The sequence below is a fragment of the Hydrogenophaga pseudoflava genome (assembly GCF_004353865.1).
In the GTDB taxonomy this organism is placed as follows: domain Bacteria; phylum Pseudomonadota; class Gammaproteobacteria; order Burkholderiales; family Burkholderiaceae_C; genus Hydrogenophaga; species Hydrogenophaga pseudoflava.
Map to the genome: position 1 here is coordinate 4,447,501 of NZ_CP037867.1, position 12,713 is coordinate 4,460,213.

General features: G+C 70.6%; 11 protein-coding genes (1 of these 11 running past the window's edge). 9 read left to right on the plus strand and 2 right to left on the minus strand.

Annotation, left to right across the window (positions count from 1 at the left end):
- Positions 1 to 1,719 carry the 3' portion of an ATP-binding cassette domain-containing protein gene (locus HPF_RS21410; RefSeq protein WP_133157767.1) on the plus strand. It extends 180 nt beyond the left edge of the window, so 1,719 of the gene's 1,899 nt are visible here — the last part of the coding sequence; the start codon falls outside the window, past its left edge; the stop codon is at positions 1,717 to 1,719.
- Between the two features lie 97 nt (positions 1,720 to 1,816).
- Here HPF_RS21410 and HPF_RS21415 read toward each other — a convergent pair whose 3' ends face one another.
- Positions 1,817 to 3,280, minus strand: coding sequence for an aminotransferase-like domain-containing protein (locus tag HPF_RS21415; protein WP_133157768.1), 1,464 nt, complete (start codon positions 3,278 to 3,280; stop codon positions 1,817 to 1,819).
- A 122-nt stretch (positions 3,281 to 3,402) separates the two neighbouring features.
- On the opposite strand from HPF_RS21415, the gene HPF_RS21420 reads away from it, so the two are divergent.
- The 7 genes from HPF_RS21420 (at position 3,403) to HPF_RS21455 (ending at position 9,447) form a co-directional block, all read left to right on the plus strand.
- Positions 3,403 to 4,053 (plus strand): LysE family translocator, encoded by a 651-nt coding sequence (locus HPF_RS21420; RefSeq protein WP_133157769.1) that lies wholly within the window; start codon positions 3,403 to 3,405, stop codon positions 4,051 to 4,053.
- Positions 4,050 to 5,012 (plus strand): DMT family transporter, encoded by a 963-nt coding sequence (locus HPF_RS21425; protein WP_133157770.1) that lies wholly within the window; start codon positions 4,050 to 4,052, stop codon positions 5,010 to 5,012. The genes HPF_RS21420 and HPF_RS21425 overlap by 4 nt, the downstream gene beginning before the upstream one ends.
- Positions 5,009 to 6,184 (plus strand): aminotransferase-like domain-containing protein, encoded by a 1,176-nt coding sequence (locus HPF_RS21430; protein ID WP_066160413.1) that lies wholly within the window; start codon positions 5,009 to 5,011, stop codon positions 6,182 to 6,184. Before HPF_RS21425 ends, HPF_RS21430 begins: the two co-directional genes overlap by 4 nt.
- A gap of 88 nt (positions 6,185 to 6,272) precedes the next feature.
- A complete protein-coding gene (locus HPF_RS21440) occupies positions 6,273 to 6,890 on the plus strand; it encodes a glutathione S-transferase family protein (protein ID WP_079365044.1) in 618 nt (205 codons plus the stop codon).
- A gap of 15 nt (positions 6,891 to 6,905) precedes the next feature.
- Positions 6,906 to 7,781, plus strand: a complete 876-nt coding sequence (locus HPF_RS21445; protein ID WP_133157771.1) for a PhzF family phenazine biosynthesis protein — start codon at positions 6,906 to 6,908, stop codon at positions 7,779 to 7,781.
- Positions 7,778 to 8,482 (plus strand): VOC family protein, encoded by a 705-nt coding sequence (locus tag HPF_RS21450; protein ID WP_133157772.1) that lies wholly within the window; start codon positions 7,778 to 7,780, stop codon positions 8,480 to 8,482. Before HPF_RS21445 ends, HPF_RS21450 begins: the two co-directional genes overlap by 4 nt.
- The gene (locus tag HPF_RS21455) at positions 8,479 to 9,447 is read left to right on the plus strand and encodes a threonine dehydratase (RefSeq protein WP_133157773.1); all 969 of its coding nucleotides are present in this window, start codon (positions 8,479 to 8,481) and stop codon (positions 9,445 to 9,447) included. Before HPF_RS21450 ends, HPF_RS21455 begins: the two co-directional genes overlap by 4 nt.
- Positions 9,448 to 9,532: 85 nt before the next feature.
- Here HPF_RS21455 and HPF_RS21460 read toward each other — a convergent pair whose 3' ends face one another.
- Positions 9,533 to 11,845, minus strand: coding sequence for a hybrid sensor histidine kinase/response regulator (locus HPF_RS21460; RefSeq protein WP_133157774.1), 2,313 nt, complete (start codon positions 11,843 to 11,845; stop codon positions 9,533 to 9,535).
- Between the two features lie 179 nt (positions 11,846 to 12,024).
- Here HPF_RS21460 and HPF_RS21465 point away from each other — a divergent pair, with 179 nt between their 5' ends.
- Entirely contained in the window at positions 12,025 to 12,708 is a 684-nt protein-coding gene (locus tag HPF_RS21465; RefSeq protein WP_066160436.1) for a histidine phosphatase family protein, read from the plus strand.
- Positions 12,709 to 12,713: the final 5 nt, after the last annotated feature.

Below are 12,713 nucleotides of genomic sequence, written 5' to 3' on the forward strand. Positions count from 1 at the left end.
CAGGTGCAAACGGGGCTGCGAGTCGCCTATGTCCCGCAAGAGCCGGATCTGGACCCGTCGGCGTCAGTGTTCGAGGCGGCCAGCCTGGGTCTGGCTGAAGCCCGCCAAGCCAGGGACCTCTACCTCAGCGGCGCGGAAGGACTGGACCTGGACTTGCTCCAGGGCAGGATTGAAGCGCTTAACGCATGGAACTGGGAACAGCGGGTTGAGGAGACGTTGCAGAGGCTCCATCTTGATGGCAACCACACGGTGGGTCAGCTCTCTGGAGGCAACCGCAAGCGGGTGGCACTGGCTCAGGCCCTGGTGAGCCGCCCCGATGTGCTGCTGCTGGACGAACCGACCAACCACCTGGACATGGACAGCATCACCTGGCTGGAGGACCTGTTGCTGGAGTACCGCGGCAGCGTGGTCACCATCAGCCACGACCGGGCCTTTCTCGACCGGGTGGTCACCCGCATGGTCGAGCTGGACCGGGGGCGGCTGCTGAGCTACCCGGGCAACTTCGCCCAGTACCAGGCACTCAAGGAAGAGCAACTGGCCCAGGAGGCCGTGATCAATGCCCGGGCCGACAAGCTGCTGGCCCAGGAGGAGGTGTGGATCCGCAAGGGCGTGGAAGCCCGCCGCACCCGTGCACAGGGACGCATCACGCGGCTGGAACGCCTGCGCGAGCAGCGCGCCCAGCGGCGCGACGCCGTGGGTCGGGTGCGGCTGGAGGTGGCCAGCGGGGGTGCCAGCGGCAAGATCGTCGCGGAACTGGACCGGGTGTCCAAGTCCTTCCCTTCCGCCGATGGAGGCATCCGCACCGTGGTGCGCGACTTCAGCGCCACCATCCTGCGCGGAGACAAGGTTGGCCTGATCGGCCCCAACGGCGCCGGCAAGACCACGCTGCTCAAGCTGATCCTGGGCGAACTCTCACCCGACAGCGGCACTGTGCGGCAGGGCAGCCAGATCAGCGTGGCCTATTTCGACCAGTTGCGCGACCAGGTGAACCTGGACGCCACGCTGGAGGACTTCATCAGCCCGGGCAGCGAGTGGATCGAGATCGGCAATCGCCGCACCCACGTCAAGAGCTACCTGAACGACTTTCTGTTCTCGCCCGCCCGGGCCAACGCACCGGTGCGCACGCTCTCTGGAGGAGAGCGCAACCGCCTGCTGCTGGCGCGCCTGTTCGCCCGGCCGGCCAACGTGCTGGTGCTGGACGAGCCGACCAACGACCTGGACATCGACACCCTGGAACTGCTGGAAGACCTGCTGCAGCAGTACGAAGGCACGGTGTTCCTGGTCAGCCACGACCGGCGGTTTCTGGACAACGTGGTCACCAGCACCATCGTCAGCGAAGGCGATGGGGTCTGGCGCGAGTATGTCGGCGACGTGGAGGACTGGCTGACCCAGTCGACGCGTGCGCAGGAGCTGCAGCGCCAGCGCGCACCGGAACCGGCCAAGCCACTGGAGGCAGCCGCACCGGCGCCAGCACCGGCCAGCCCCCCTGCCGCGGGCAAACGCAAGCTCAGCTACAAGGAGCAACGCGAGTTCGATGACCTGCCCGCGAAGATCAAGGCGCTGGAGGACGAGCAGGCTGCGATCGACAGTGCCCTGGCCGGCGGCCAGCTGTTTGCCACCGATGCCTCCCGGGCGACTCAACTCAGCGCCCGCCATGCGGAAATAGAAGAGGAATGGATGCAGGCCCTGGAGCGCTGGCAGGCGCTGGGCGGCACGTGAGAACCCCAAGCGACCGGCCGCTGCCCCTGACCACGCCCGCCGAACCGCACGGGTGGCGCAGACGGATGGCCGCCCCCCCAGGCCCTTGCGGCGCTGCTCAGCTCGCCACCAGGCGCCTGAACACCTTCCAGAACGCCGCGTCCTGCGTGGTCGCGAAGTTGATGCGCATCAGCGTGCTGGGCGCGCGCGCCGCGTGGAACAGCGCCCCGGGCGCGATCAGGTAGTCCTCGTCCAGCATGCGCTGCGCCAGCGCCTCGGTGTCCACGCCCGTGTCGACCCAGCCGAACAGGCCCGAAGGCTCGGCCACGAAGCGACAGCCCGCCGCCTGTGCCAGCTTCACGCTGCGGCTGCGCGCGGCGTCCAGCCGGGTGCGGATGCGCTCGGCGTGGCGGCGCAGCTGACCGCTCTCGATGCAGTGCGCCAGCGCGCGCTCCAGCAGGCTGGGCGTGGTCAGCGTCGCCAGCAGCTTGGTGTCCAGCAGTCGCTCGGTCAGCTCCGGCGGCGCCACCAGGTAACCCACGCGCCAGTTGGGCGCCAGGATCTTGGCGAAACCGCTGACGTAGATGGTGCGCCGCAGACCGTCGAGCACGCTCATGCGGGTGGCGTGTTCGGGCGCAATGTGGCTGTAGGTGTCGTCCTCGACGATGTGGAAGTCGTGCTGCTGCGCCAGCTGCAGCACGCGGTGCGCGCTGGCGGGCGAGAGGCAGTAGCCCGTGGGGTTGTGCAGCACGCTGACGCTCACGAACAGCTTGGGTGCGTGTGCCTCGCAGTAGCGCGCCATCACCGCCAGGTCGGGGCCGGCCGGCCCGCGCGGCACCGGCAGGATGCGCATGCCCAGCGCATCGAGCCGCGCGAACTCCACCGCCCAGCCAGGCTCCTCGACCATCACGGCGTCGCCCGGTTTGAGCAGGGTGCGACTGACGATGTCCAGGGCGTGCGTGGCCCCCACGGTGGTGATGATCTGCGTCGGGTCGGCCGGCAGGCCCAGGCTCTGCAGCCGCGCCGCCAGCACGCGGCGCAGGTGACCGTCGCCCATGGGCTCGCCGTAGCGCAGCGAACTCTCGGCCAGTGCCTTCTGGCCGCTGACCTTGCGCACCGCGGCGGGCATAAAGCTCGATTCGAGCCACTCGGGCGGCAGCACCCCCATGCCGGGCTGGGGCAGGCTGCCGCTGGGGTGGAACATGCCGCGGATCAGCGTGGCGGCCGACAGCGGCGCGGCCCTGCGCAGTGCGGCGGGCGCTGCGGCCGGCGCCGCCGCATCGGCGTCGCGCAGCGGCGCCCGCTCGCGCACGAAGAAGCCCCGGTGGGGCCGGGCCTCCACCAGGCCCTGGGCCAGCAGCAGGTCGTAGGCCGCCACCACGGTGGACGGGTTCAGGCCGTGCTGCGCCGCGCACTGGCGCACGCTGGGCAGGCGCGCGCCCGGGGCCAGCAGGCGGTCGCGGATGCGGGCGGCGAAGCGCTCGGCCAGCTGTTCGGTGAGCGTCTGGGCAGCGGTCCGGGTCAGCGCCGCAACCGCCGTGGCGTCCGGCGCGGTGTCTCTGGAATCCTTGCTATGGAACATGCGGTGTATGGCCCTCATGAACCACACAGATTCATTCCGTGACCCGGCCATCTGTATGGTTTGTGTATGGCCCACAAGGATAAAGTGCATTGCATGTCCCCACAAGTCCTCTCGGTGCAGCCATGACCGCCAGCGAGTTCAGCGCCCTGCTGGTGCTGGCCACGGCCACCAGCTTCACGCCCGGCCCCAACACCACGCTGTCCACGGCGCTGGCGGCCAACGGCGGCCTGCCACGGGCACTGCGCTTCATTGCCGCGGTGCCTGTGGGCTGGGGCCTGCTCTTCACGCTGTGTGCGGCGGGCGTGGGTTCGCTGGTGGTCGCGGTGCCGGCGCTGCGCTGGGCCATCCTGCTGGGCGGCACGGTCTACCTGCTGTGGCTGGCGCGGCGGCTGTGGGGCAGCCGGTCGCTCAGTTCGGTGGACAGCTCGCGGTTGAACGTGGGCTTCTGGCAGGGTGTCGGTCTGCAGTTTCTCAACATCAAGGCTTGGATGCTGGCGCTGTCCATCGTCGCGGGCTGGATCGCCGGCCAGGCCGACGCCCAGCAGCGCTTCGTCGCGGTGCTGCCGGTGCTGCTGGCTTTTGCCTTCTTCAGCAATCTCAGCTACGCGCTGGTCGGCTCCCTGCTGCGCCACTGGCTGGCCGGGCCGGTGGTTCATGGCCAGCCCACCGGCGCGCGCCTGCTGGTGTTCAACCGCGGGATGGCGCTGGCCCTGGTGCTGACGGCCGCGTGGATGCTGCTGGGTGGTGCGGGCCTGAACGGGGGCGCGGCATGACGACCACCACCACGCTGCCGCACCACCGCATGAGCGACGCCACCCTCGGCCTCTGGCTGGGCCTGGTCGGCGTGGTGGTGTTCGCGCTCACGCTGCCCATGACCCGCCTGGCCACCGGCACTGCCGACGCGCCCCAGCTCTCGCCCTGGTTCGTGACCTGGGCACGTGCCGCGCTGGCGGGCGGCCTGTCGGCCGTCTACCTGCTGGCCACCCGCTCGCGCCTGCCGACGGCGGCCGAACGCAGGCCGCTGCTGCTCTCGCTGGCGGGCAACGCCATCGGCTACCCGCTGCTGCTGGGCTGGGCGTTGCGCCACGTCACGGCCAGCCACGCCGCCGTCATCACCGCCCTGCTGCCGCTGGCCACCGCCGCGGTGGCGGCCTGGCTGATGCACCAGCGCGCGCGGCTGGGCTTCTGGCTGTTCGCGGTGCTGGGCAGCGCGCTGGTCGCGGCCTACAGCCTGATCCGTGCGGTGCAGGCGGGACACGGCTTCGGACTGACATGGGCCGACGCGCTGCTGCTCGGCGCGGTGCTGGCCGCGGCGCTGGGCTACGTGGGAGGCGCCAAGGTGACGCCCTCGCTGGGGGCCGAGCGCGTGATCAGCTGGGTCTGCGTGATGGCCCTGCCGCTGACCGTGCCGGGTGCGCTGCTGACCTGGCCCGAACAGCCGATCCACCTGTCGGCCTGGCTGGCGCTGGGTTATGTGGGCGTGTTTTCCATGTGGGCCGGCTTCTTCGCCTGGTTCCGCGGTCTGGCCCTGGGCGGCGCGCTGCGTGTGAGCCAGACCCAGCTGCTGCAGCCCTTTGTCAGCATCCTGGCGGCCGTGCCACTGCTGGGAGAATCGCTGGACGCCATCACGCTGGGCTTTGCCCTGGCCGTGGTCGCCACCGTCTTCATGGGCCGGCGCATGGCCGCCCCCATACCCCGACAACCACCATCCCACCCGGAGAACCGCCCATGAGCGCCCACTGGACCCTCGCAAAACGCGCCCACAAGATGAACCCCTCGGTGATCCGCGAAATCCTCAAGGTCACCGAGAAGCCCGGCATCATCAGCTTTGCCGGCGGCCTGCCCTCGCCCAGGACCTTCCCGGTCCAGGCCTTCGCCTCCGCCTGCGACGCCGTGCTGAAAACCGACGGCGCCGCCGCGCTGCAGTACGCCGCCAGCGAGGGCCTGCCGGCTCTGCGCGAGTGGATCGCCGGCCAGCTGCCCTGGGACGTGAGCCCGGACCAGGTGCTCATCACCACCGGCAGCCAGCAGGGCCTGGACCTGGTGGCCAAGGTGCTGATCGACGAGGGCAGCACGGTGCTGGTCGAGACGCCCACCTACCTGGGCGCGCTGCAGGCCTTCACGCCGATGGAGCCCAAGATCGTCAGTGTGGACAGCGACGACGAGGGCATTGATGTGGCCGACCTGGCGAAGAAGGCGCCGGGCGCGCGCTTCCTCTACGTGCTGCCCAACTTCCAGAACCCCACCGGCCGCACCATGAGCGAGGCGCGCCGCCAGGCCCTGGTGGACGCCGCACAGGCCGCAGGCCTGCCGGTCATCGAAGACAACCCCTACGGCGACCTGTGGTTCGACCAGCCGCCGCCCAAGCCACTGACCGCGCGCAACCCCGAAGGCTGCATCTACCTGGGCTCGTTCTCGAAGGTGCTGGCCCCCGGCCTGCGCCTGGGCTACGTGGTGGCGCCCAAGGCCATCATGCCCAAGCTGCTGCAGGCCAAGCAGGCGGCCGACCTGCACAGCCCCACCTTCAACCAGCGCATGGTGGCCGAAGTGCTCAAGGACGGCTTCATCGACCGCCACGTGCCCACCATCCGCGCGCTCTACAAGCACCAGTGCGAGGTGATGCTGGACGCCCTGAAGAAGGACATGGCCGGGCTGGACGTGCAGTGGAACTCGCCCGTGGGCGGCATGTTCCTCTGGGCGCGGCTGCCCGAAGGGGTGGACGCGGTGGACCTGCTGCCCAAGGCCGTGGACAAGGGCGTGGCCTTCGTGCCCGGCGCCGCGTTCTACGCCGACCAGGGCGACCCGCGCACCATGCGCCTGTCCTTCGTGACGGCGAGCGAGGAGCAGATCCGCATCGGCATCCAGGCGCTGGCCGACGCCATCCGCGAAGCCGTCAAGGGCTGAAATGACCCCCACGCTCGCCACTTCGTGTGCTTCGCTGCCCCCCGAGGGGGCGTCAGTCGCCTTGGGGCGGCCCGGCGGAGACTGAGACATGCTGCGCATCTGGGGCCGGCTGAGTTCGATCAATGTGCGCAAGGTGGTGCTGTGCGCCCAGGTACTGGGCGTGCCATTCGAGCGCATCGATGCGGGGCTGAGCTACGGCGTGGTGAACACGCCGGACTACCGCGCCAAGAACCCCAACGGCCTGGTGCCGCTGCTGGAAGACGGTGACTTCACGCTCTGGGAATCGAACGCCATCGTGCGCTACCTGTTCGCCCGTGAGGCTTCGCCGCTCTACCCTCAGGACCTGCAGCGCCGCGCCGACGCCGAGCGCTGGATGGACTGGCAGCAGACCACGCTCAACCCGGCCGGCAGCCCCGGCTTCAAGCAGCTGATCCGCACGCCCGAGGCGCAGCGCGACCCGGCCGTGATCGCTGCGTCGGTGGCGGCCACCGAGCCGCTGTTCGCACAGCTGGACGAGCACCTCGCGCGCCAGCCCTTCATGGCCGGCGACGCGCTGACCATGGCCGACATCCCCATCGCCTGCGAGGTGCACCGCTGGTGGGGCCTGCCGCTGCCGCGCCCGGCCTGGCCGCACCTGGAGCGCTGGTACGCGCAGTGGCTGGCGCTGCCCGCCAGCCGCGGCGTGCTCGACCTGCCCCTGTCCTGATCCCGGAGAGCCTTCATGCAGCAACGCCCGTTCAAACAAGTCGACGTCTTCACCACCACGCCCTACCGCGGCAACCCGCTGGCCGTGGTGCTGGACGGCAGCGGCCTGTCGACCGAGCAGATGCAGCACTTCACGAACTGGACCAACCTGTCGGAGTGCACCTTCCTGCTGCCGCCCACGCCCGAAGGGGCCGCCGCCGGCGCCGACTACCGCGTGCGCATCTTCTGTCCGGGCCGTGAACTGCCGTTTGCCGGCCACCCCACGCTGGGCAGCTGCCACGCCTGGCTGGAAGCGGGCGGTGTGCCGCGCGGCGAGCACGTGGTGCAGGAATGTGGGGTGGGGCTGGTGAAGCTGCGCCGCGACGGAAACCGTCTGGCGTTTGCCGCACCGCCGCTGATCAAGAGCGGCCCGCTGGACGAGGCCGACGTGACGCTCATCGCCCGCGGCCTGGGCGTGGCGCGCGAGGACATCACCGCGCACGCCTGGTGTGACAACGGCCCCAACTGGCGCGGCGTGACGCTGCGCAGCGCCGAGCAGGTCCTGGCGCTCAAACCCGACACCACCGTGCTGGCCGGGCTGGACATCGGCGTCGTAGGCCCGCGCGGCAAGGTCGGCGTGGTCGGCCCGCAGGACGCGGGTGACACGCAGTTCGAGGTGCGCGCCTTCTTCCCGGGCAACAACGGCCTGGCCGAAGACCCGGTGACCGGCAGCCTGAACGCGGCCCTGGCGCAGTGGCTGATCGGCGCCGGCCTGGCCCCGGATCGCTACGTGGCGGCCCAGGGCACGGCGCTGGCGCGCGAAGGCCGCGTGCACATCGAACGCGCCGCGGACGGCACGGTCTGGGTCGGCGGCGCCAGCGTCACCTGCATCGCCGGCACGGTGCAGCTGTGAACCAGGCCAGCAGGGCCGGCATCGACCACCTGGTGGTGGCCGCGCCGTCGCTGGCCGAGGGCGTGGCCTGGTGCGAAGCGACGCTGGGCTTGACGCCCGGACCCGGCGGCGCCCACGCGCTGTTCGGCACGCACAACCGGCTGCTGCGCCTGCACAGCACGGTGCACCCCAAGACCTATCTCGAAATCATCGCCATCGATCCGGCGGCCACACCCACCCGGCCGCCCCCGCTGCGGCGCTGGTTCGACCTCGACGACCCGGCCCTGCGCGAGCGCCTGCGGCGCGAGGGGCCGCAGCTGATCCACTGGGTGGCCAGCGTGCCCGACATCGATGCCGCCTGTGCGCGGCTGCGCGCCCTGGGCATCGAGCGCGGCCCCGTCATCGACGCCTCGCGCCCCACGCCGCAGGGACTGCTGCGCTGGCGCATCACCGTGCGCGACGACGGCCAGCGCCTGTTCGGCGGTGCGCTGCCCACGCTGATCCAGTGGGGCGACACGCACCCGGCCGACGGCATGACCGGTGCCGACCTGGGGCTGCAGGGTCTGACGCTGCAGCACCCCGACGCCGGGCGCCTGACCGCCGCACTGACTGCCATCGGGCTGGACGGCGTGGCCGTGCACACCGGCCCGGCCGGTCTGCGGGCCGACCTCACCACCGCCGATGGCCAACCCCTGGTCCTGAACCCGAGCACACCCGCATGAACCTGCCCACCCTCACCGACATCGAAGCCGCCGCCCAGGTGGTCTACCGCAGCGTCCCGCCCACGCCGCAATACCGCTGGGGCCTGCTGAGCGAACGGCTGGGCACCGGCTGCTGGCTCAAGCACGAGAACCACACACCGGTGGGCGCGTTCAAGATCCGGGGCGGGCTGACCTACTTCGACCAGCTGCAACAGCGCGGCGAACGGCCGCGCGAAGTGATCAGCGCCACGCGCGGCAACCATGGCCAGAGCATCGGCTGGGCGGCGCGCGAACATGGTGTGGCCTGCACCATCGTCGTGCCGCACGGCAACTCGGTGGAGAAGAACGCGGCCATGCGCGCGCTGGGCGTGCAGCTGGTCGAACACGGCAGCGACTTCCAGGAAAGCCGCGAGCACGCCATGCGGCTGGCGGCCGAGCGCGGCGCGCACATGGTGCCCAGCTTCCACCGCGACCTGCTGCGCGGCGTGAGCACCTACTGGTGGGAATTCTTCAAGGCCGTGCCGCAGCTCGACGTGGTCTATGTGCCCATCGGCCAGGGCTCGGGCGCGTGTTCGGCCATTGCGGCGAAACAGGCGCTGGGCCACCGCGCGCGCATCGTCGGCGTGGTCAGCGCGCACGCCACCACCTACGCCGACTCGATCGCGGCCGGCCGGGTAGTGGAAGCGCCGGTGACGACGCAGCTGGCCGACGGCATGGCCTGCCGCGTGGCCGACGCCGAGGCGCTGGCGATCCTCGCGCCGGCGCTGGACCACATCGTGCAGGTGACGGACGACGAAGTGGCCCAGGCCATGCGCGCGGTCTTCGCCGACACCCACAACGTCGCCGAAGGCGCGGGCGCCGCCGCGCTGGCCGCGGCCCTGCAGGAAAAAGAAACGCTGAGCGGCCTGAACGTCGGCCTCAGCCTCAGCGGCGGCAACGTCGACAGCGCCATCTTCGCCAAAGTCCTGTCCGGCGCAAGTGCCTGATGCAAGGATGCGGTGGAACCGGCTTTGCCGGGCCAATCGCATCGCCCCCTGGAGGGGGTAACGCCGCAGGCGGCGCGGGGGTGGGTCAGTTTTTTGGGGACACGAGCCGTGCCACAACCTCGCAGAAGGCCTCCACCGCGTCGGTCTTGAACACCACCTCGGTCACGCCAGCCGCCGCCGCTTCGGCCTGCAACTCATCGCTGATGTAGCCCGATGCCACCGCCACCGGCAGTTCCGGATTGATGGCCAGCACCTCGCGCGCCACATCGACGCCCGACATGCCCGGCATGTTGTAGTCCGTCATCAGCAGCTGGAAGCCCTGCGGCTGGGCCCGCACCGCGTCGATCGCCTCCTGCTGGTCGCAGACCGCCGTGACCTTGTAGCCCCGGCGCTCCAGCAGCCGGCGCACCAGGAACACCAGGGTGTCGTCGTCGTCCAGGTAGAGGATGTGTGCAGGTGCGGCGCTGGGGTCGTCGGACATGGCTGGAGGCTCCACTGAAAAGGGTGCGGGCGGAGACGGCTCGCCGCCGGGGATGGGAGCCATTGTGCCGCCATCCGCGAAGACCACTTCCGGTACCGATTCGGGGGCCGGCGGCTTGTCGGCGGTGGCCGGGAAATACAGGGTGAAGGTGGAGCCCTCGCCCGCCCGGCTCTCGACCGTGATCGCACCGCCGTGGGCCTCGACAATGCCCAGCACCATCGGCAGCCCCAGCCCCGTGCCCTGGCCCACGCGCTTGGTGGTGAAGAAGGGCTCGAAGATGCGCGCGCGCGTGGCGTCGTCCATGCCGCAGCCGTTGTCGCTCACGGCGATGCGGACCGCACCCAAGCCGCTGCGCCGGCACGGCTCCAGCAAAGCTGGCGGCAGCGCCGGGTCGTCCGGCCCGACGGTGTCGATGCGGAACCCGATCCGGCCCGGCTGCCCTTGCAGCGCATGCACCGCGTTGGTCCCCAGGTTGAGCAGCACCTGCCCCAGCCGGGTCGCGTCGGCGAGGATGGCCGGGCCGTTCGGCGCCACCTCCTTGACCAGCTGGACGTTGGAGCCGATGGCGGTGCGCAGCAGGCTGCAGGTTTCGGTGACGATGGCGTCGGGACAGACCGGTGTGCGCGCCAGCGGCTGCTGGCGGCTGAAAGCCAGGATCTGGCGCACCAGTTCGCGCCCGCGCCGCGCCGCACTGCTGATTTCGTGCAGGCTCTGCCGCGCCGGATGGCCCGTTGGTAGATCCTGGCGTGCCAGGTCGGCGTTGCCCAGGATGGCGGCCAGGATGTTGTTGAAGTCGTGCGCCACGCCACCGGCCAGCGTGCCCAGCGCCTCCATCTTCTGCGACTGCGCCAGCTGCTGCTCCAGGGCCCGCTGCTGCTGCTGCATCTGGCGCAGCGCCGTGATGTCGACGAAGGTGAAGACCACGTGGCGCAGGCCGCCCAGCACGTCGTTCTCCGGGTAGGCGTTGCACAGCGCCCAGCGGATTTCGCCTGCGATGTGGATGCCCACCACCACATCAGACACGGGCTGCCCGGTCGCCAGCACGCGCTCGAACGGCATTTCGTGTCGTGGCAGTCGCTGCCCGTCGGGGCCCAGCAGGGGCCAGACACCGGTCGCAGGCGGTTGCCCGCCCTCCGGCCAGTTCAGGAAGCGACGGGTCGCGGCATTGATCCGGGCCACGGACCGATCAGGTCTCAGCACCAGCACCCCGGCGCCCAGGTTGTCGACCAGCGCACGCGACTCGGCATCCCGTTCGGCTATGGTCTGCCGGGCCCGCTGCGCCTCCTGACGCATGCGAAGCGACACCAGCGCGCCGTAGATCATCACGCGCACCAGCTTGGTCATCAGGAACAGCATGAGGAAGGTCGCGGCCACCTCGTCGAGCGGACTCAGGTGGCCGGCCATCCACACCAGCATGGACACCAGCACCAGGGCCTCGAAGGCGGAGAGCGCCGTCAGCGCCCGGAACTCCGGCGGCGCCCGCCGCAGCCCCACGCGCACCAGGTCGCGCAGTGACAGCAGGCTCAGCATCAGGCCGGAGCCGACGTAGAGCATCTGCAGCAAGGCCGCCGGCTGCGGGCGGAAAGATGCGGCCAGCAGCGCGACCAGCAGCCCCGCGGAAGACACGCCGACGAACTTCAGCGGAAGATCCCAGCGCAGGTAGCTGCGCAGACCGACCCAGGCAAACGCATTGGCAACGAACATCAGCAGCGCCGCCATCGCGCCCATCTGGGGCGACATGCCACCGGCGCGCGCCATCAGCGCCAGCGAGCCTGCAATCGACACCACCGAGCCCAGGGACCACCAGCCCGGGCCGCCCATGGCCGGGTAGCGCCGCATGAGCGCCCAGAACGCAAACGCGATCAGCACCTCCAGCAGGAGGCGCATCAGCAGCAGGGTTGCGAGATCAGGCGTCATGCGCCGGGTCGGAAACTGGCATCGGCCCATTGGATCACGGCGCCGCCCGGCCGGGTCCGGGCAAAACGCACAAAAAAGGCCGCCATTTAAGGGTTGTGCCGACCGGCGTGGCGCCTGCGCGACCCGCAGTCGCTGCGGGGACAAAGTCCGGGAGCGGGCTGCGCCCAGAATCCCGCCCCATGGGAACCCTCTACCTCGTGCGCCACGGCCAGGCCTCCTTCGGAGCCGCCGACTACGACCAGCTCAGCGACCTGGGCCAGCGCCAGAGCGAGCGCCTGGGCCGCTACTGGGCCGAGCGCGGGCTGCGCTTCGACGCCGTCATCACCGGCACGCTGCGCCGCCACGCCCAGACCTGGGCCGGCATCGCGCGCGGCGCCGGGCTCGACCTGCCGCCCACCGAATGGCCGGGGCTCAACGAGTACGACAGCGGCGCGGTGATCCGCGCCATCCTGCCGCGCGGACAGGACCAGGCGCTGGGCGATCCGCACAGCCCCGAGGGCTACAAGGCGCATTTCCGGCTGCTGCGCGATGGCCTGCGCCAGTGGATGGCCGGCACCATCAGCCCCGAGGGCATGCCCGCCTACACCGATTTCGTGCACGGCGTCACCAGCGCGCTGGAGCATGTGCGCGCGCACCACGCGGGGCAGAACGTGCTGCTGGTCTCCAGCGGCGGACCGATTGCCACGGCGGTGGGCCATGTGCTGGGCCTGAGCCCGGACGCCACCATCGACCTGAACATGCGCATCCGCAACAGCGCGGTGACCGAGTTCCAGTTCAACCCCAAGCGCCACCACCTGCTGACCTACAACACGCTGCCGCACTTGGACAGCCTGGCCTACAAGGACTGGATTTCCTACGCCTGATCAGA